We start from the raw sequence: 20,202 nt of genomic DNA, 5'->3' as shown, positions 1-20,202 counted from the left end.
TCGTCCACGAGCACAAGCGGCTCGGCCGCGGCATCGAACTGGCGACCCTGGCCGAGGGGTCGGGCCGGGGTGCGCCGCGTGGTGGTGCGTGGTGGTGCGGGACACGGAGGGCTACGACGGCAGCTTCAGGGTGAGGGCGGTCTGCAGCGGGCCCGGCTTGTCCCAGCCGGAGCGCTCACCGGCGTACGGGGTGCCGAACGCGGGGCCGCCGAGCAGCTGCTGCTTCTTGGTGCCGTCCGGCACGGTCACCGGGATCATGGTGCCGTTGGGGGCGGTGATCGTGACGGTGCTGCCGATGCGGTAGGCGGTGACCTTGTTGTTCGCGACGGCGGACTGCCAGGCGGCGCGGCGCTGCAACTCCGTGCCGATGGCGCTCTCGCGCAGGTTCTCCAGCGGGGTGTTGTCGGCGAACAGGGCGCCGTAGTCGGCGAGGACCTTGTCCATCACCGGGTAGAGGATGCGGTCCTCGGCGAGGTTGGACTGGTGCGCGTAGTGCGGGCGGGGGTCGTTGCTGATGGCGTGCCCGAGGTCGGTGCGGGCCTCCTGCGGGACGATGACGTCGTCGTAGCCGGTGGCCGTGGGCAGCGGGGCGGGCAGGCAGGTGGAGGCGGCGTTGTTCTCGCAGACGCCGCTGCCGCCGTCGGCCTTGGAGGTGTACACCCAGTTGTACTCGTCGGCCATCTCGGCCTTGGTGCCGGCGTTGTAGTACACGTTCATCGGGTAGCGCGGCACGGTGAGGGCGCCGCCGACGGAACGCTGGTCGGGCTCGCGGGAGTTGTCGGAGCCGGTCCACCTGATGCCGTTGGTGTCCAGGGCGGGGCCGAGGTTCGGGTTGTCGACGGGCTGCTGGGGCAGGGTCTTGAGGCCCGAGTGCTCGCCGGTGACGAGTTCGGAGCGGTCGAGGGGCAGGCCCTTGCCGACGGCCCAGTCGTAGTTGTTCTTGATCTCCGCGGAGATGTCGGCGCGGCTCATCCACTGGATCGAGCCGTCCGGGTTCTTGGCGCAGCTCCACGGCACGGTCGAGGTGTCCTGGACGCAGCCGAGGAACTTGTGCGTGTAGGTGTGGTTGATCCAGCGGTACTGCGCCTTGTCGGCGACGAGCCGGTCGGCCATGGGGTCGCTGCCGCCGTGCTCGCTCTTCCACTCCTCGCCGGCACCGCCGTTGAACACCATGTCCATGGTGAAGCCGTGGTCGCGCTGCCACTGGGCGGCGTAGGCGGCGTCGTCGGCGGTCATCCGGATGGGGTTGGGGTCCTCGCCGCCGCCGCTCGCGCAGTCGAGGTCGCCGGGCGTGCAGTTGAGCTGGGTGTTCCAGCGGTCGTCGGGGGCGAAGACGTCGTCGACGTGCACCGCGAAGTAGTTACGGGCCTGGCCGAGGTGGACGCCCTGGGTGAGCCACTCGACGATGCCGCGGGCCAGCAGCCGGAACTGCTGCTGGTACTGGTTGTAGGCGAACGTCACCACCAGCTCGCGGCGTCCGTCGTGGGCGTACTCGCCGACCAGGCTGCCGGTTCCGGTGCCACCGGGCACGGGGACGTCGACGTAGCTGGTGTAGCCGGCGCGGGGCGCCGCCACGTAGCCGTAGCTCTCCGCCACGGACGGCGAGTTGTCCTCGAAGGTGAAGGCGCCGTCGAGGTAGCCGAACCAGCCCGACCGCCCGGCCGTGGTGACGGACGCCCGCTGCCCGTCGAGGGTGCCGGAGTAGGCGGCGTAGTCCAGGCCGACCTCCGGGTGCGCCCAGGTGTACGCGTCGACCTGCGGGATGCCGTAGGTCCGCTCGTACGTCTCCAGGGCCGTCTGTTCGGCCGAACCCGCGCCGAACGGTGCCTCGTTGGGCAGTACGACACCCTGGTACCTGGCCCGCGCCACCCCGCCGACGGTGTCGCTCAGGAAGGCGCCGTCGATGACGGGGCGGGCGGAGTCGGCGAGGTCGACGGTCGTGTACGGGACGCCCTCGCTCTTCAGCTGCGCGGCGATCGCGCGGACGGTGCTGTCCCCGTTGTCCACCAGCAGCACCTTGAGGTCGATCCGCGGTTCACCCGCGGCCGACGCGCCGGGCGCCCCCAGGCCCAGCGCCAGCAGTCCCGCGGCCGCGGATGCCGCCGCCGCGGCCTTCCAAACCCTTGCGTTGCGCGTGTTGCGCGTGTTGCGCGAATTTCGCGCCATGATCGTCCTTCCCCCCAGCGGACCCTCGTGCGCCGAGGCGGCGGAGGATCCATGGAAATCCTGCGAAACGGCGAGCCGGAACACTCGCCTCGGATGCGATGAGTGTTTCTCATGTCACGGGCTGTGAGGGGCGGGAAATGACCATGACGCCACGGACGGGTGAACATCCGCAGAAATGAGCGAATATCGCAGGCGCGCGTAGGCTCGTGGCGAGCCCCCGCCGTCCTGCGGCGGAGGTGTCCCGGAAGGCCGCATCGGGCCTTGTCCGGCGTGTTCCGCCGCGAAGGAAATAGGGTCGGTTCGGGCCTGGCCGACCCCTCCCTGTTCCCGGCCGCAGCAACTTCACATCGGAAGCGAGATATCACCACCGTGACAGCTCTGACTCTCAGCACCGCCGCGGCGCCCGGCCTGCGGGCCGACGCGATCGTGATCGGCGTTGCCAAGGGCGGCAAGGGCCCGGTCGTCGCACCGGGCGCCGAGACCGTGGACCAGGCGTACGACGGCAGGCTCGCCGCCGTCCTCGAGACCCTCGGGGCCTCGGGAGCGGAGGGCGAGGTGACGAAACTGCCCGCGCCGGCCGGTTTCAAGGCGCCGGTCGTGGTCGCGGTGGGCCTGGGCGCGGAGCCGGAGGACGACGGCGCGCACGGCGCCGAGACGCTGCGCAGGGCCGCCGGTGTGGCCGCCCGTACCCTCGCCGGCGCCAAGAAGGCCGCTTTCGCCCTGCCGGTCGACGGGGCCGGCGCCGTGGGCGCGATCGCGGAGGGCGTGCTGCTCGGCGCGTACTCCTTCGACACGTACAAGCAGGCTCCCCAGGGTGCCGCCGCGAAGAAGAACGGCCGGGCGCCGCTCGGCGAGGCCGTGCTCCTCGGCGGCAGGCCCCGGGACGCGGCGCACAAGGCGGCGCTGGAGCGCGCCACGTCGGTGGCCGAGGAGCTCAACCGGGCCCGCGACCTGATCAACACCCCGCCCAACGACCTCGACCCGGCGGCCTTCGCCGCGATCGCCGAGGAGGCGGCGAAGCAGCACGGCATCACCGTCCAGGTGCTCGACCCGGCGGCGCTGCGGAAGGGCGGCTACGGCGGCATCCTCGGCGTCGGCGCCGGTTCCGCGGCGGGCCCGCGCCTGGTGAAGCTGTCGTACCGCCACCCCGAGGCGGCCAAGCACCTCGCCTTCGTCGGCAAGGGCATCACCTACGACTCCGGCGGCATCTCGCTGAAGCCGGCCGGGCACAACGAGACGATGAAGTGCGACATGAGCGGTGCCGCCGCCGTGTTCGCCGCGGTCGTCGCCGCCGCCCGGCTGGGCCTGGCCGTCCAGATCACCGGCTGGCTGGCACTGGCCGAGAACATGCCGTCCGGCTCCGCCACGCGTCCGGGTGACGTGCTGCGCATGTACAGCGGCAAGACCGTCGAGGTCCTCAACACCGACGCCGAGGGCCGGCTCGTCCTCGCGGACGCGCTGTGGGCGGCCTCCGAGGAGAAGCCCGACGCGATCGTGGACGTGGCGACGCTGACCGGCGCGATGGTGCTGGCGCTGGGCAACCGCACCTTCGGCGTGATGGCGAACGACGACGCGTTCCGTGCCGCGATCACGGACGCCGCCGAGGAGGTCGGCGAGGAGTCCTGGCCGATGCCGCTGCCCGAGCACCTGCGCAAGGGCATGGACTCCCCCACCGCCGACATCTCCAACATGGGCGAGCGGATGGGCGGCGGCCTGGTCGCGGGCCTGTTCCTGCGCGAGTTCGTCGGTGAGGGCATCACGTGGGCCCACCTCGACATCGCGGGCCCGGCCTTCAACGAGGCCGGCCCCTTCGGCTACACCCCCAAGGGCGGCACCGGCTCCGCGGTACGCACCCTGGTCCGTCTGGCGGAACTGACGGCAGCGGGCGACCTGGGCTGACCGACCTCCCGGTCCGGCGGATCGGCCCCCCACCCCCGATCCGCCGCCCCCGCCCCCAAGGGGCGCGGGGCACTGCGCAAACCCCCACCCACCCGCACCCGCAAACACACACCAGCCACCCCACCCCCAAGGGGCGCGGGGAACTGCGCGAGAACCCCCACCCACCCGCACCCGCAGACGAATACCGGCCACCCGACCTCAAGGGGCGCGGGGAACTGCGCAAAACCCCCCACCCACCGGCACCCGCAGACGAATACCGGCCACTCGGCCTGAAGGGGCGCGGGGAACTGCGCGAAGCCCCCCGCCCACCCGCAGAGGCAGACGTGACGCCGGTCACCCCGAAAAGACAGGGTCCGCGGGGAACCCCAGCCACACCCCCCGCCGACGCCGGACGCGTAGTCCCCCCGCGTCCCACCCCCGCGCGGCAGGTGCGAAGATGGACGACGGCAGGACAGGGCCCCCACCACAGGGCCGAAACAAGATGCGGCCGGACACCAGCCGCCGACCGGTCACCGAGGACCGGCGTGGCGCACATGCATGGAGGACGTGACGTGGCGAACGACGCCAGCACCGTTTTCGACCTAGTGATCCTCGGCGGTGGTAGCGGTGGTTACGCCGCGGCCCTCCGCGGGGCGCAGCTGGGCCTGGACGTCGCACTGATCGAGAAGGACAAGGTCGGCGGAACCTGCCTGCACCGGGGATGCATCCCCACCAAGGCCCTGCTCCACGCGGGCGAGCTGGCCGACCAGGCGCGGGAGAGCGCCCAGTTCGGCGTGAAGGCCACCTTCGAGGGCATCGACGTGCCGGCGGTCCACAAGTACAAGGACGGTGTCATCGCCGGCCTGTACAAGGGCCTGCAGGGCCTGGTCGCGTCCCGCAAGGTGACGTACGTCCAGGGCGAGGGCCGGCTGTCCTCCCCGACGTCCGTCGACGTCAACGGCCAGCGGATCCAGGGCCGCCACGTCCTCCTGGCGACCGGTTCCGTGCCGAAGTCGCTGCCGGGCCTGGAGATCGACGGCAACCGGATCATCTCCTCCGACCACGCGCTCGTCCTGGACCGCGTCCCGCAGTCCGCGATCATCCTGGGCGGCGGCGTCATCGGTGTCGAGTTCGCCTCGGTGTGGAAGTCCTTCGGGGCCGACGTCACCGTCATCGAGGGCCTCAAGCACCTGGTGCCGGTCGAGGACGAGAACTCCTCCAAGCTGCTGGAGCGCGCGTTCCGCAAGCGCGGGATCAAGTTCAACCTCGGCACCTTCTTCTCCAAGGCCGAGTACACGGCGAACGGCGTCAAGGTGACCCTCGCCGACGGCAAGGAGTTCGAGGCGGAGATCCTCCTCGTCGCCGTCGGCCGCGGCCCCGTCTCCGCCGGTCTCGGCTACGAGGAGCAGGGCGTCGCCATGGACCGCGGCTACGTCCTCGTCGACGAGTACATGCGGACGAACGTCCCGACCATCTCCGCCGTGGGTGACCTGGTCCCGACGCTCCAGCTCGCGCACGTCGGCTTCGCCGAGGGCATCCTGGTGGCGGAGCGCCTGGCCGGTGTGAAGACCGTCCCGATCGACTACGACGGTGTCCCGCGGGTGACGTACTGCCACCCGGAGGTCGCCTCCGTCGGCATCACCGAGGCCAAGGCCAAGGAGATCTACGGCGCGGACAAGGTCGTCGCTCTCAAGTACAACCTGGCGGGCAACGGCAAGAGCAAGATCCTGAACACCTCGGGCGAGGTCAAGCTCGTCCAGGTCAAGGACGGTGCCGTGGTCGGCGTCCACATGGTCGGCGACCGCATGGGCGAGCAGGTCGGCGAGGCCCAGCTGATCTACAACTGGGAGGCGCTGCCCGCCGAGGTCGCCCAGCTCATCCACGCCCACCCCACCCAGAGCGAGGCGCTCGGCGAGGCCCACCTGGCCCTGGCCGGCAAGCCCCTGCACTCGCACGACTGACCCCTCGGTCGACGAAGCGACGACTCAGACTTCCGCAACTCGTAAGGAGCAACCGAAACCATGGCGGTTTCCGTAACCCTGCCGGCGCTCGGCGAGAGCGTCACCGAGGGCACCGTCACCCGCTGGCTCAAGGCCGAGGGTGAGCATGTCGAGGCCGACGAGCCGCTGCTCGAGGTCTCGACCGACAAGGTCGACACCGAGATCCCCTCCCCGGCCGCCGGTGTGCTGGCCTCCATCAAGGTCGCCGAGGACGAGACCGTCGAGGTCGGCGCCGAGCTGGCCGTGATCGACGACGGCACGGGCGCGCCCGCCGCCGCCCCGGCCCCCGCCGCCGCTGCCGCCCCCGCACCCGCCGCCGCTCCGGCTCCGGCCCCGGTGGCCGAGGCTCCCGCCGCCCCGGCCCCCGCCCCGGCGGCTCCGGCCGCGCCCGCCGCCGCCCCCGCCGGTGGCGCCCAGGGCACCGACGTGGTGCTGCCCGCGCTCGGCGAGTCCGTCACCGAGGGCACCGTCACCCGCTGGCTCAAGGAGGTCGGCGAGTCCGTCGAGGCCGACGAGCCGCTGCTCGAGGTCTCCACGGACAAGGTCGACACCGAGATCCCCGCGCCCACCTCGGGTGTGCTGCTGGAGATCGTGGTCGCCGAGGACGAGACGGCGGAGGTCGGCGCCAAGCTGGCCGTCATCGGCGCCCCGGGCTCCGCGCCCGCCGCGGCCCCGGCTCCGGCCGCCCCGGCCCCCGCGCCCGCCGTTGCCGCCCCGGCCCCCGCTCCGGCGCCTCCCGCGGCTCCGGCCGCCCCGGTGGCTCCGCCCGCCCCGGTTCCGGCTCCCGCCGCTCCGGCCCCCGCGCCGGTCGCTGCCGCCCCGGCCCCGGCGCCCGCCCCCGTCGCGGCGCCCGCTCCGGTCGCGGCCCCGGCGGCCCCCGCTCCCGTTCCCGCCACGGCGGCGGCGGCGGACGAGGGCGCCTACGTCACCCCGCTGGTGCGCAAGCTCGCCGCCGAGCACGGTGTCGACCTGGCCTCCGTCAAGGGCACCGGCGTCGGCGGCCGGATCCGCAAGCAGGACGTCGTGGCCGCCGCCGAGGCGGCCAAGGCCGCCGCCGCCGCTCCGGCCCCGGTCGCCGCCGCCCCCGCCGCCCCGGCCGCCAGGAAGGCCCCGGCGCTGGAGGTCTCCCCGCTGCGCGGCCAGACCGTCAAGATGCCCCGCATCCGCAAGGTCATCGGCGACAACATGGTCAAGGCCCTGCACGAGCAGGCCCAGCTGTCCTCGGTGGTCGAGGTCGACGTCACCCGGCTGATGAAGCTGCGCGGCCGGGCGAAGGACTCCTTCGCGGCCCGCGAGGGCGTCAAGCTCTCCCCGATGCCGTTCTTCGTCAAGGCCGCCGCCCAGGCGCTGAAGGCCCACCCGGTCGTCAACGCCCGCATCAACGAGTCCGAGGGCACGATCACCTACTTCGACACCGAGAACGTCGGTATCGCGGTGGACTCCGAGAAGGGCCTGATGACCCCGGTCATCAAGCACGCCGGCGACCTCAACATCGCGGGCATCGCCAAGGCGACGGCGGAACTGGCGGGCAAGGTCCGCGCCAACAAGATCACCCCGGACGAGCTGTCCGGTGCGACCTTCACCATCAGCAACACCGGCTCGCGCGGCGCGCTGTTCGACACGATCATCGTGCCGCCGAACCAGGTCGCGATCCTCGGCATCGGTGCCACGGTCAAGCGTCCGGCCGTCATCGAGACGGAGGAGGGCACGGTCATCGGCGTCCGCGACATGACGTACCTGACCCTGTCCTACGACCACCGTCTGGTGGACGGCGCCGACGCGGCCCGCTACCTGACCACGGTCAAGGAGATCCTGGAGGCCGGCGAGTTCGAGGTCGAACTCGGCCTCTGATCCCCGGATCACCCCGACGGTGCCCCGCCCGGCTTCCCGGGCGGGGCACCGTCGTCTTGTCCGTCGTCTTGTCCGTCGTCTTGTCCGTCGTCTTGTCCGTCGCCTTGTCCGTCGTCCCGTCCGTCTTTCTGGCCGTCTCCCTGACCGTCACCACATCCCGGCACTCAGTGACGTTCACAACATCCGACACCGGCACTCAGTCCCTCCGGAGCCCCCTTTCACGGCACTGGGTGACATGACCGATCACCCTGTCCCGCCTGGGAAAACGTCCCGGGCGGCCGGGTGCGCCAGGAGCGTCCGATGTTGCGGTGGTGACGGTACCGGGACGGATCCTTGCAGGTCCCCGGGTTGGTGTACGTCTCCGCCACTCGTGTAAGTCTTGTCTCACCTGCGAGAAAGCATCCTCGGGCACGCCTCCCGGGAGACGGTCCGGCCTTATTGTCTAGGGGTCGAACGCCCCCGGGGGCCGCAGGGCCCGTCGTTTGAAGGAGCCCTCCATGACCGCGCCCGTCATCCACTCGCTGCGCGAACAGATCCGCGAGCACATCGTGGAGGGGATCGTCAGCGGTCGCTGGAAGCCGGGCGAGCGGATCGTGGAACGGCGTATCGCGACCGAGCTGGAGGTCAGCCAGACCCCGGTGCGCGAGGCGCTGCGCGAGCTGGAGTCGCTGCGGCTGATCGAGTCGGCGCCCAACAAGGGTGTACGGGTGCGGAGTCTGACGGCCGCCGACCTGGAGGAGAGCTACCCGGTCAGGGCGGGCCTGGAGGCGATCGCCGCCGAACTGGCCGCCGGCCGGCTCGCGGAGGACTGCTCGGCGCTGGAGCCGCACGTCGCCGCGCTCTACGAGGCCGATCGCAACGCCGACGGCACGGGCCAGGTCCGGCACACCGTCGCCTTCCACCGCGAGCTGGTCCGCGCGGCAGGGAACTCGGTGCTGCTGCACACCTGGGAGGGCCTCGGCATCGAGGTGTTCACCGCGCTGTCCATCCGCTGGCTGGGGACGGTGCAGCAGTCCTACGCGGAGGAGCACGAGGAGCTGGTGCAGGCCTTCCGCCGCCGCGACCCGCGCATCGCGGAGATCGTCAAGACCCACGTCCTGGGCTGCGCCCCGGCCAGCCCCCACATCAGCCCCGTCTGACCCCTCCGGGACGGCCCGACACCCCCGTTCCACGTCGGCCACGGGCCGGTGGGGACCGCCCGCGCAGTTCCCCGCGCCCCTCGGAGGCCGGCCACGCCCCGGAGGCTCCGGCACCCCGCACCGGTTCCACGTCGGCCGCGGGCCGGTGGGACGTGTCCGCGCAGTTCCCCGCGCCCCTTAGGCGTCGGCCACGCCCCGGAGACTCCGGCACCCCGCACCGGTCGTACGTCAACCGCGGGCCGATGGGGTCGTTCGCGCAGTTCCCCGCGCCCCTCGGGGGTTGGTCACGGCTCGGAAGTCGAATGGCACGGGGTCGCCGCTTCGGGTTCGGGCACCGCGCCCACCTCAGGGGCGCGGGGAACTGCGCGACCAGCCCCCACCGGCCCGCAGCCGACGAAAACCCACCGCCCCGGCGCAGCCGACGAGCCCCGGCGCAGCCGATCGGCAGCCGGCCGCAGCCGGCGAGACAGCCGAGCAACCCCCCGCTCACCTGCGGTGATCCCCGAAAAATCCGCGGCACCCGGTGCCTGTTCGGCGAACCGCCGGAGGCACCCCGTGCCGACTTTCTCGACATCGAGAGATTTTTCCCCTCACCTCTTTGATCGATCATCGATCAGGGGGTTACAGTCACCGTTGGCGCTCTCACCAGAGCCCATCCGCCCTGTCCTGCCAAGACAAAGGGCACCCGTACCCCTCACCGATGGACCCCACCGATGAGGGACCCTCCTTCGACTGAGGAAGGCGGCGACATGACCGACCCCCAGGCCAGCAAGCCGAGCGCGCTGGACCAGCTCCCGGACCACGACCCGGAGGAGACCGCCGAGTGGCAGGCCTCCCTGGACGCCGTCGCCAAGGCGGCCGGGCCGCACCGTGCCGCGTATCTGATGCGCCGCACCCTGGAGCGTGCGGAGGGCGCCGGCATCGACCTGCCCAAGCTCCTCGAGACCGACTACGTCAACTCCATCCCCACCTCCGCCGAACCGGCCGTACCCGGTGACGAGGACATGGAGCGCCGGATCACCGCGTGGAACCGCTGGAACGCGGCCGCGATGGTGACCCGTGGCGCCAAGCACGGCGTCGGCGGCCACATCGCCACCTTCGCCTCCGCGGCCTGGCTCTACGAGACCGGCTTCAACCACTTCTTCCACGGCAAGGAGGGCGACGGCTCCGGCGACCAGCTCTACCTCCAGGGCCACGCCTCCCCCGGCATCTACGCCCGCGCCTTCCTCGACGGCCGGCTCACCGAGCGGCACCTGGACAACTTCCGCCAGGAGGCGGGCGGCGCCGGTCTGCCGTCGTACCCGCACCCGCGCCGGCTGCCCTGGCTGTGGGAGTTCCCGACGGTGTCGATGGGCCTCGGCCCGCTCTCCGCGATCTACCAGGCGCGTTTCAACCGCTACCTCACCCACCGCGGCATCAAGGACCTCTCCGCCTCGCACGTATGGGCCTTCCTCGGCGACGGCGAGATGGACGAGCCGGAGTCCACGGCCGCGCTGGGGCTCGCCGCCCGCGAGGGTCTGGACAACCTGACCTTCGTCATCAACTGCAACCTCCAGCGCCTGGACGGCCCGGTGCGCGCCAACTTCAAGATCGTGCAGGAGCTGGAGGCCCAGTTCCGCGGCGCGGGCTGGCACGTCGTGAAGTCGCTGTGGGGCTCCGCCTGGGACGAGCTGTTCGCCCTCGACACCACCGGCGCCCTGGTGCGCCGCCTGCGCGAGGTCCCGGACGCCCAGGTGCAGACGTACCAGACGCGTGACGCCGCCTACATCCGCGAGCACTTCTTCGGCACCGAGCCGGCGCTCGCCGAGATGGCGCGGCTGCTCACCGACGACAAGATCCTCGAGTGCTTCCACCTCTCGCGCGGCGGTCACGAGCCGCGCAAGGTGTACGCCGCGTACAAGGCGGCCCTGGAGCACCGGGGCGCGCCGACCGTGATCCTCGCCCAGACCGTCAAGGGCTTCACCCTCGGTGAGGGCTTCGCGTCGAAGAACGCCAACCACCAGATGAAGAAGCTGTCGCTGGACGAGGCCAGGGCCCTGCGCGACCGGCTCGGCCTGCCCATCCCGGAGAGCGCCTTCGCCGACGGCGTGATGCCCTACGGCCACCCGGGCGCCGGTTCCCCGGAGGTGCGCTACCTCCAGGAGCGCCGCGCGGCCCTCGGCGGCCCCGCCCCGGCCCGCCGCACCCAGCCGCTCGCCCCGCTGCCCGCCCCGGCGGACAAGGCGTTCGCCTCGTTCGACAAGGGCTCCGGCTCCCAGAACCTCGCCACCACCATGGCGTTCGTCCGCCTGATCAAGGACCTGGTCCGCGACAAGGAGACCGGCAGGCGCTGGGTGCCGATCACGCCCGACGAGGCGCGCACCTTCGGCATGGAGTCGCTGTTCCCGTCGCTCGGCATCTACTCGCCGAAGGGCCAGACGTACGAGCCGGTCGACCGCGACCAGCTGATGTACTACAAGGAGGCCCAGAACGGCCAGATCCTCAACGAGGGGATCACCGAGGCGGGCGCCATGGCCGACTTCATCGCCGCGTCGACGTCGTACGCGACGCACGGCGAGCCGATGATCCCGTTCTACATCTACTACTCGATGTTCGGCTGGCAGCGCACCGCCGACCAGATGTGGCAGCTCGGCGACCAGCTCGGCCGCGGTTTCCTGGTCGGCGCCACGGCGGGCCGTACGACGCTGACCGGTGAGGGCCTCCAGCACGCCGACGGCCACTCCCCCGTCATCGCCGCGACCAACCCGGCGGCGCTGACGTACGACCCGGCCTTCGCCTACGAGATCGCGGTCATCGTCAAGGAGGGGCTGCGCCGGATGTACGGCGCGGCGGCACCCGGCGAGGACCAGAACGTCTTCTACTACCTGACGGTCTACAACGAGCCGCTGCCGCAGCCCGCCAAACCGGCCGCACCCGGCGTCGACGAGGGCATCGTCAGGGGCCTGTACCGCTTCGGCACCGCGGAGTCGGCGGGTCTGGCCGTGGCCGCGAACGCCCCGCGCCTCCAGTTGCTGGGCTCCGGCACCGCGATCCACTGGGCGCTGAAGGCGCAGCGGATGCTCGCCGAGGAGTGGGGCGTGGCCGCCGACGTGTGGTCCGCGACCTCCTGGACGGAGCTGCGCCGGGACGCCATGGAGGCGGACGCGGCCCTGCTGCGCGGCGAGGAGCGGGTGCCGTACGTGCGGCAGGCGCTGCAGGGCGCGGAGGGGCCGGTGCTGGCGGTCTCCGACTACATGCGGCAGGTCCCGGACCAGATCGCGCAGTGGGTCGAGCAGGACTACAGCTCGCTCGGCGCCGACGGCTTCGGTCTCTCCGACACCCGTGCCGCCGCCCGCCGGCACTTCGGTGTCGACGCGGAGTCGATCGTCGTCGCGGCCCTGGCCCAGCTCGCCCGGCGCGGCGAGGTGCGGGCCACGGCGGTGAAGGAGGCGCGGGAGCGCTACGGCCTGTAGGGCCGGGGGTCCACGAGGGAGGGGTGACGGCATGCACGCCGTACCCCTCCCTCCGGTGTCCGGCCGCTGCCGTACGCGGGTGGCTCCGGGTGCGTGGCCGGGCGGCAGGCACGATGCTTGAGCCGTGATGGACGAGACGGAGTTCTGGGAGCTGATCGACAGGAGCCGCGAGGCCGCCGGGGGCGATCCCGACGAACAGGCGGATCTGCTCGTGGAACGGCTGCTGCGGCTCGACCCGGAGTCCGTGCTCGACTTCGCCCGGCACTTCGAGTCCCGGGACAACCGCGCCTTCACCTGGGACCTGTGGGCCGCCGCCCGTATCCTGCTCGGCGCCGCCGGCGAGGACGCGTTCGACTTCTTCCGGTACTGGCTGATCGGCCAGGGCCGGGAGGTCTTCGAGAGCGCCGTGCACGACCCGGACGCGCTCGCCGGCCTGCTGGCGGGCTTCGACGACGAGATCGACGGCGACGGCGAGGAGCTGGGGTACGCCGCCGACGAGGCGTACGAGCAGCTCACCGGGACCCCGCCCCCGGACCTCGGCATCCCGCCCGCCCCGGCCGAGCCGGCGGGCGTCCCGCTGGACCTGGCGGACGAGGCGGCGCTCTCCCAGCGGTGCCCGAAGCTGTGGGAGCGGTTCACGCCGTGAGCCCGGCGCCCGCACGCCGGTGCCTACGGGTTCACGCCGTACGGCGGCGACCGGTGTCCGACGGGATGTACGCCTGTGCCTGGTCCGCCCTCATCGCATGCAGGGGCGGCGCCGCGTTGGCCTGGTCCAGGGCGGACGCGGTGACCGCGGCGGGTCCCAGCACCACCGTGGCGACCGCGCAGAGCACGACCCAGGGCCCGCGCGCGGTCCTGGTCCAGCCCGCGGTGTGCTCCGCGGTCGTGCCCGTGGTCGTGCCCGTGCCCATGGTCGTGGTGTGCGTACGGACGCTGCTCATGATCCCCACCTCCGGTCGGCGCTTGTGCCGTCGGGTCCGACCGTAGGGCGCGGGGATCTGAGCACCCTGCGTGCCGTCTAGGGCGTGGCTGTGAGCGGCGCCCTGCCCTGGAGCCGGGCGGCCAGATCGCGGATGACCGGGAGACGTGCGGACAGGGCGGCGCCCGGGCAACTGGTCATGTAGCCGTCGTCGTGCCCGGCCAGCGCGGGGAGTGTCGCGGCCTGCCCCGCCTTGTAGCGGCTGAGGCTGTTGCTGGACACGAGGTGCGCCTGGGAGCGGGGATCGACATCGGCGAGGCCGAGCTTCCAGGCGGCCAGGGCGGCTATCGCGTCGGTCATGGCCTGCGGCACGGCCATCCCCGCGGTGAAGGTGCCGAGTGCGGCGATGCCCGCGGTGCGGTGGTTGAAGCCCTGGGTGTGGGCGCCGGTCACGGGGCGGTCGACGCCGCCCGCGCGGCCCTCGTAGATGGTGCCGCAGCGGTCGACGAGGAAGTTGTAGCCGATGTCGTCCCAGCTGCGGGCACCGGTCTGGCCCGCGTAGAGGGCGCGGATGATGCGGGGGGAGTCGGCGCACTTGTAGCCGTTGGGCGAGTCGGTGTGGTGGATGAAGACGGCGACGACCTTGTCGTCGTAGCGCGGCGGTGGCTGGGCGTGCCGTGCGGTGTCGTCCAGCCAGGCCGAGCGCGGCACTATGTACGGCCGGTGCGCGGTGTGACCGGCGGCGGGGTGCGCCGGGGCCGGGTGCACGGGGCGCGGCCGGGGGGCGGCGGCCGGGCTGCCCGGGTCGCGGGCGAACACGACGGGCCCGGCGAGGACGGCTATGCCGAGCAGGGAGCAGCCGAGCGGCAGCAGCAGGGCGCGCGGGTTCCGGGGCGGCGGGGCGGGTGGGGCGGGTGGGGCGGAACCGGACGCGGGGCTCGCCTGCGGCGGTGCCGCGTCCGGCCCGCCGGCCGGAGCCGGTGCGGCCGATACGGCCGGTGCCGATATCACGGCCGGCGCGGCCGCTGCGGGTGCCGGGGCCGATCCGGGCGCCGGGGGCGGGTCGGGAGTCGGGATTATTCGGTTCGTTCGGGCTGACCATGAGGTCCGGGAGGTCGGCCGTCGGTGCGGGGCCTTCCGGGATCTTCGCAAGACACGCATGGTTCCCACTGTGGGCCGGTTCCGTTCCGTCCGCGATGCGCACTGTGCCACCTGGTGGAACCATCGTCCGGATCCGGGCGTTTCCCGTAGTGGACGCGGCTGTTTCTCGAACTCACAGGCGAGGGGCTGATCACCGGACGCGTCGGACGCGTATGGGAGGACCGGAGAGAAAGGCGGCCCGGGTGGACCTGCTCGATCTGCTGCTGGTGCTGGTGATCCTCGGCTATGCCGCGTCCGGTTACCGGCGTGGTCTGGTGGCCGGCTGTGTGTCGCTCGCCGGGTTCGTGGGCGGCGCGGTGGTCGGTGTGTGGATCCTGCCGTGGGTGATGGACCTGGTCACCCGGGGCACCCCCGCGGCGACGGTGACCGCGGTGCTCACGGTGCTGGTGCCCGGGGTGGCGGGCCATGAGCTGGCCGGGCGGCTGGCGCTCAGACTCCGCCGTGAGCTGGACCAGGGGCCGCTGAGAGTCGCCGACGGCATAGGCGGGGCGGCGGCCAACTCGCTCGCGGTGCTGCTGGTGGCGTGGGTGGCCGCGAGCGTGCTCGGCGCGTCCTCCTCCCCGCTGGTGACGACGGCGATACGGGACTCGGCGCTGCTCGGCGCCGTGCAGCGGACGATGCCGGACACCACGCTGGCCTGGTTCTCCCGGGCCACCTCCGCCCTCTCCGAGGCGGGCTTCCCGCAGGTCTTCAACCCGTTCGAGAACGAGTCGACGGCACAGGTCGCCGAGCCGTCGGGGGACAGCGTCACCGCGCGGGCCACGGCGGCGGCCCGGTACAGCACGGTGAAGATCGAGGGCGCCACGGGCAACCAGGGCCGCGAGGGCAGCGGGTTCGTGTACGCGGCGCACCGGGTGATGACCAACGCGCATGTGGTGGCGGGCATCGGCGACCCGAGCGTGCGGATCGGCGGGGTCGGGCGGTCGTACCAGGCCCGTGTGGTGCTGTTCGACCCGCGGCGGGACGTGGCGGTGCTGTACGTGCCGGGGCTGGACGCGCCCGTGCTGCGCTTCGACGGCTCCGCCGTCCGGGGCGGCTCGGCGGTGGTGGCGGGCTATCCGCAGGACGGCGGCCTCGACCTCCAGGCGGCGACGGTGGCGGGCCGGATCCGGGCGACGGGCCAGAACATCTACAACGACGGCACCGTGACCCGGGAGATCTACTCCATACGGTCCACGGTCCGTCCGGGCAACTCCGGCGGACCGCTGCTGACCACGGACGGCCGGGTCTACGGCGTGGTGTTCGCCCGCTCGACCTCGGACCGCGAGACGGGGTACGTGCTGACCTCCTCCGAGGTGTCCGCGGACGCCCGGCGCGCGGCGGACGCGACGGCGCCGGTGGACACGGGCGCCCTCGTCGCGCCGTGACTCCCCGGCCCCCTTGCGGGGTTCGCACGGCCGCTGCGGTCATGCTGGGGGCATGGAACGGTTGCGAATCGCGGTGGCCGGGGCGTCCGGTCTGATCGGCGGCGCCCTGGCGCGGTCCCTGGCGGCGGACGGGCACGAGGTGGTGCGCCTGGTGCGCCGGGCGGCCCGGGACGAGGGCGAGGTCCGCTGGGACCCCGAGAAGCAGTACGTGGACACGGCCGGGCTCGCCGGCTGCCACGCCGTGGTCAATCTGGCCGGGGCGGGCATCGGCGACCGGCGCTGGAGCGACACGTACAAGAAGACGCTGCGCGACAGCCGGGTGCTGGGCACGGCGGCGCTCGCGGAGGCCGTGGCCGCGCTGGAGGAGCCGCCGCGGGTGCTGGTGAACGGCAGCGCCATCGGCTTCTACGGCGACACCGGCGACCGTGCCGTGGACGAGTCGGCGCCGCCGGGCGACGGTTTTCTGTCAGCGCTGTGCGTGGAGTGGGAGGAGGCGGCGGCAGCCGCGCAGGAGGCGGGCGTACGGACGGTGTTCGCGCGCACCGGGCTCGTGGTGTCCCGTCAGGGCGGCGCGTGGGCACGGCTGTTCCCGCTGTTCAAGGCAGGGCTGGGCGGGCGGCTCGGTGACGGGCGGCAGTACTGGTCGTTCGTCGCGCTGCACGACGAGGTCGCCGCGCTCCGCCATCTCATCGACACGGACGGCCTGACGGGGCCGTTCAATCTCACCGCCCCGAACCCGGTGACCAACGCCGTGATCACGGCGGCCATGGGGCGCGTGCTGCACCGGCCGACCCCGTTCCCGGTGCCGGCGGCGGCGCTGCGGCTGGCGCTCGGGGAGATGTCCGGGGATGTGCTGGGCAGTCAGCGGGTGCTGCCGAAGCGGCTGCTGGAGTCGGGTTTCACCTTCGCGTTCCCGGACATCGAGGGGGCGATCGGAGCGGCGCTGTGAGCGGGCGCACCGCGGCGGGACCCGGCCGTATGACGCCGTACGACCGTTTCCCCGCACCGGGGTCACGGCCGTGCGACCGTGTGCGACCGTGCCCTGCCGGTGCGCGACCCCCCGGCGGTCGTCCGACGCCCTAACCTCGACGCGAACTCGGGTATCCGTGGAGCCTGTTGGGGGCATCACGTCACCACCGGCCGCGCAACCAGCGAGGAGGGGCCACGTGCTAGAGCCCGTGTACCAGGCGGACGTCGTCGTCGTCGGAGCCGGGATCGCCGGACTCTCGGCGGCGCAACGGCTGACCGGCGCAGGAGTACGGACAACGGTTCTGGAGGCCGCGCCCTGCGTCGGCGGTCGCATGTCGACGGAGAAGGTCGACGGATTCCGGCTCGACCGGATCGGACAGCTGCTGTCCACGGCGTATCCCGAACTGCGGCTCGCGCCGGGCCTGCACAACCTGGTGCTGCGCCCCTTCGCCCCGGGTGTGCTGCTGCACTCGGACGGGCGCAGGCACCGCGCGGGCGCCCCGGCCGTCGGCCGTGGCGCGAGGGGCGCACTGCACGTGGTGCGCGCCCTCGCGAGCGCCCCGCGGAGCGCGGCGGTGCCCCCGCCCCGGTCCGGGGCGCCGGTCGGCGGCGCGATGGACCAGGCGCGGCTCGGCTCGGCCCTGGCGCGGATCGCCGCCACGCCCGTGGAGCGCCTGCTGGCGCGCCCCGAACTGCCCGCCGGGCAGGCGCTCACCGCGCGCGGTGTCCCGGCCCGCACGGTCGACGGCTTTCTGCGCCCGCTGCTCGCGGCGCTGCTGTGCGACCCGGACCTGACCACGTCCAGCAGGTGTGCCGACCTCGCGCTGCGGGCGTTCGCGGCGGGGCGGCTGGCCCTGCCGGAGGGCGGGGCGGAGGCGCTGCCGGAGCTGCTGGCGCGGACGCTGCCGCCCGGCACCGTCCGTACCGGGGTCCGGGTCACCTCGGTCTCCACGACCTCGGTGACCACGGCCGAGCACGGCGAGGTCCGCTGCCGCGCGGTGCTGCTGGCGACCGGGGCGCGCGACGCCGCGGAGCTGCTGCCGGGGCTCAGGGTGCCGGACTTCCACCCGGTGACCGTCGTGCACCACACCACGGACCTGCCGCTGGACACGGGCGCCGCCCTGCTGCTGGACGCGGACCGCAGCGGCCCGGTGGCGCACACCGCGGTGATCAGCGAGGTCGACCCGAGCCGGGCCCCCGCGGGCCGGGCCCTGATCTCGTCGACGGTGCTGGGCCGGCCCCCGGCGGACGTCGACACCGCCGTACGGATGCATCTGTCCCGCCTCTACGGCACCTCGACGCGCCGCTGGGAGACGCTGGCCGTGCACCACACGGCGGAGGCGGTGCCCGCGATGCGCCCGCCGCACGACCACCGCCGTCCGGTCCGGCTGCTGGCCGGTCTGTACGTGTGCGGCGACCACCGCGACACCAGCACCGTCCAGGGCGCCCTGCACTCGGGCCGCCGGGCCGCGACGGCCCTCCTGGCGGAACTGGGCACGGCGGGCCCGGCACACCTCGCCGACCCGGCGCCGACGGCCCGGGCCGCGTGAACCACGGGGTGCTCCCGGCGGCCGGGGCACCCCGCGGCAGGGGCCGGGCCGGACCTCGTCGTCCCCGGCCCGGCCCCACCGGCCCCGTGTTCGGCCCCGGGCCCCGTCGACTCGCAGGACCCGGCGCCCCTGCGGCCGCCTCACCGCCCGGGGCCCGGCGGGGTCGCCGTCAGCCGTCAGCCCAGGGCCGCGGTCTTGTCGCGGTACAGGCGGGCCGGGGTGGCGTCCCGGTAGGGCTCCAGGCGGCGCTCGAAGTCACGGACGTACTCCAGGGCCCGCACCGAGCGCATCTCGGTGGCCTGGACCGCGGCCTCCGCCGCGAGGTGGCAGGCCTGGTCGAGTTCGCCGAGGCCGAGGCGGGCGGTGGCGAGGACGACCCGGCAGAACAGCCGACTGCGGGCGTAGGAGTGGGCGCGCAGTTGCAGGGAGCGTTCCGCGTGCTGGGCGGCGGCCCGGAACTGCTGGAGGTCGCGGTGGCAGTGCCCGAACTCGTCGGCGAGCTGCGCCTCGTCGAAGAACCGCACCCAGTACGGCGCCTCCTCACCGGTCCCGGCCGCCTCCAGGGACCGCTCGGCCCGCACCAGCGAGGCCGTGCACGCCCGCACCTCGCCGAGCACCCCGTGCCCCCGCGCCTCGGCCGCGTGCAGCAGCGCCTGGACGAGGGGCGGCGCCGAGCTGCCGATGCCCTGCTGCGCGACCCGCGCCAGCTGCACCGCCTCCCGGCCGTGCCCGAGGTAGACGGCCTGGCGGCTCATGGTGACCAGCACATAGGCGCCGTAGGCCCGGTCCCCGGCGGCCTGGGACAGCCGCAGCGCCTGGACGAAGTAGCGCTGGGCGAGTCCGTGCGCGCCGATGTCGTACGACGTCCAGCCCGCGAGGCGGGTGAGGTCGGCGGCCGCGGCGAACAGCCGGCGGCCGGTGGACTCGCCGTAGGTGCCGCGCAGCATCGGCTCGCACTCGTGCTCCATGTAGCGCACCAGGGCCTGCCGGGCGTGGCCGCCGCCGTAGGCGTTGTCGAGGGTGCGGAAGAGCTCGCCGACCGAGCGCAGCGCCGCGATGTCGCCGCCGGTGACCTTCTGGCCGAGGGTGCGTTCGGCCCCGCGCTGGCGGGGCAGGGGGGCGGGCGCCGCCGGTGCCGCGGGGGCGCCCCGCCTGCCGGTCGCGCCGGGCTGCGCGGGGACCCTGACCAGGTGGCCGTCGCGGGCGGGCGGCGCGTCGGGGTGGGCGGTCCGGTCGTCGGCGCGGTCGGGGGCGCGGGCGACCCGGTCGTCGGGCCGGCCGATCAGCCAGTCCCGGCTGGGCACCACGAGGCCGGCCGGGGTGAACGCGATCTTCCGCAGCTCGGCGTGGCTGCCGGAGTCCTTGCGCCACAGGCCGCCGACGATGTCCACGGCCTCCTCGGGGGACGCGGCGAACTCGAGGCCCGCGTACACCGGGGCGCAGGCGTCCAGGCCCAGGTCCTGGGCGGTGAGCCGGCGGCCGAGGCGGCGGGTGAAGACCTCGGCGATCAGGGCGGGGGTGGTGCCGCGGGGCTGCTGTCCGCGCAGCCAGCGGGTGACCGAGGTCTTGTCGTATCTGAGGTCCAGTCCGTGTTCGAGACCGAGCTGATCCACCCGACGGGCCAGACCGGCGTTGGAGAATCCCGCTTCTGCGATGAGCGCGGCGAGCTGACGATTGGGAGTGCGCTGCGCGGGTCGTTCCGTCATCTGCGGTGCGGTCTCCTGCCTTTCGGGCCGTCGCGGTACGGACC

13 protein-coding genes are annotated in these 20,202 nt (G+C 73.4%); 9 read left to right on the top strand and 4 right to left on the bottom strand.

Annotated elements, in window-relative coordinates; all coding sequences use genetic code 11:
- Positions 1–111 precede the first annotated feature (111 nt).
- Complete coding sequence (locus ABZ862_RS31220; RefSeq protein WP_360965369.1) at positions 112–2,166, bottom strand: hypothetical protein; 2,055 nt, start codon at positions 2,164–2,166, stop codon at positions 112–114.
- A 369-nt stretch (positions 2,167–2,535) separates the two neighbouring features.
- Between ABZ862_RS31220 and ABZ862_RS31215 the strand changes: the two genes are divergently transcribed.
- The 6 genes from ABZ862_RS31215 (at position 2,536) to ABZ862_RS31190 (ending at position 13,132) form a co-directional block, all read left to right on the top strand.
- A complete protein-coding gene (locus ABZ862_RS31215) occupies positions 2,536–4,065 on the top strand; it encodes a leucyl aminopeptidase (RefSeq protein WP_360965366.1) in 1,530 nt (509 codons plus the stop codon).
- Between the two features lie 551 nt (positions 4,066–4,616).
- Positions 4,617–6,005, top strand: coding sequence for a dihydrolipoyl dehydrogenase (gene lpdA / locus ABZ862_RS31210; RefSeq protein ID WP_360965363.1), 1,389 nt, complete (start codon positions 4,617–4,619; stop codon positions 6,003–6,005).
- 60 nt (positions 6,006–6,065) lie between these two features.
- Positions 6,066–7,895: a 2-oxoglutarate dehydrogenase, E2 component, dihydrolipoamide succinyltransferase gene (gene sucB, locus ABZ862_RS31205; RefSeq protein ID WP_360965360.1), complete on the top strand. Its 1,830-nt coding sequence runs from the start codon at positions 6,066–6,068 to the stop codon at positions 7,893–7,895.
- 497 nt (positions 7,896–8,392) lie between these two features.
- Complete coding sequence (locus ABZ862_RS31200) at positions 8,393–9,034, top strand: GntR family transcriptional regulator (RefSeq protein ID WP_360965356.1); 642 nt, start codon at positions 8,393–8,395, stop codon at positions 9,032–9,034.
- Between the two features lie 749 nt (positions 9,035–9,783).
- The gene (aceE, locus tag ABZ862_RS31195; protein WP_360965354.1) at positions 9,784–12,486 is read left to right on the top strand and encodes a pyruvate dehydrogenase (acetyl-transferring), homodimeric type; all 2,703 of its coding nucleotides are present in this window, start codon (positions 9,784–9,786) and stop codon (positions 12,484–12,486) included.
- Between the two features lie 127 nt (positions 12,487–12,613).
- The gene (locus ABZ862_RS31190) at positions 12,614–13,132 is read left to right on the top strand and encodes a DUF4240 domain-containing protein (RefSeq protein WP_360965399.1); all 519 of its coding nucleotides are present in this window, start codon (positions 12,614–12,616) and stop codon (positions 13,130–13,132) included.
- 31 nt (positions 13,133–13,163) lie between these two features.
- Here the strand turns inward: ABZ862_RS31190 and ABZ862_RS31185 are convergent, their stop codons facing one another.
- On the bottom strand, positions 13,164–13,397 hold the full coding sequence (locus tag ABZ862_RS31185; RefSeq protein ID WP_360965396.1) for a hypothetical protein: 234 nt from the start codon (positions 13,395–13,397) through the stop codon (positions 13,164–13,166).
- A 107-nt stretch (positions 13,398–13,504) separates the two neighbouring features.
- Positions 13,505–14,173, bottom strand: coding sequence for a peptidoglycan recognition protein (locus ABZ862_RS31180; RefSeq protein WP_360965393.1), 669 nt, complete (start codon positions 14,171–14,173; stop codon positions 13,505–13,507).
- Between the two features lie 575 nt (positions 14,174–14,748).
- Here ABZ862_RS31180 and ABZ862_RS31175 point away from each other — a divergent pair.
- The 3 genes from ABZ862_RS31175 to ABZ862_RS31165 all read left to right on the top strand — a co-directional run bounded on the left by ABZ862_RS31175 (position 14,749) and on the right by ABZ862_RS31165 (position 18,452).
- The gene (locus ABZ862_RS31175) at positions 14,749–15,933 is read left to right on the top strand and encodes a MarP family serine protease (RefSeq protein WP_360965351.1); all 1,185 of its coding nucleotides are present in this window, start codon (positions 14,749–14,751) and stop codon (positions 15,931–15,933) included.
- 52 nt (positions 15,934–15,985) lie between these two features.
- Positions 15,986–16,882 carry a TIGR01777 family oxidoreductase gene (locus tag ABZ862_RS31170; RefSeq protein ID WP_360965349.1) on the top strand — a complete coding sequence of 299 codons (897 nt, stop codon included), beginning with the start codon at positions 15,986–15,988 and terminating at the stop codon, positions 16,880–16,882.
- 217 nt (positions 16,883–17,099) lie between these two features.
- The gene (locus ABZ862_RS31165; RefSeq protein ID WP_360965346.1) at positions 17,100–18,452 is read left to right on the top strand and encodes an NAD(P)/FAD-dependent oxidoreductase; all 1,353 of its coding nucleotides are present in this window, start codon (positions 17,100–17,102) and stop codon (positions 18,450–18,452) included.
- Between the two features lie 176 nt (positions 18,453–18,628).
- On the opposite strand, the gene ABZ862_RS31160 is transcribed toward ABZ862_RS31165, so the two are convergent.
- Positions 18,629–20,158 carry a regulator gene (locus ABZ862_RS31160; protein ID WP_360965343.1) on the bottom strand — a complete coding sequence of 510 codons (1,530 nt, stop codon included), beginning with the start codon at positions 20,156–20,158 and terminating at the stop codon, positions 18,629–18,631.
- Positions 20,159–20,202 lie beyond the last annotated feature (44 nt).

Origin of the sequence: Streptomyces sp. NPDC047000 (genome assembly GCF_040644295.1) — a bacterium.
Classification (GTDB): Bacteria; Actinomycetota; Actinomycetes; order Streptomycetales; family Streptomycetaceae; genus Streptomyces.
This window is presented reverse-complemented; position numbering and strand designations above follow the sequence as displayed.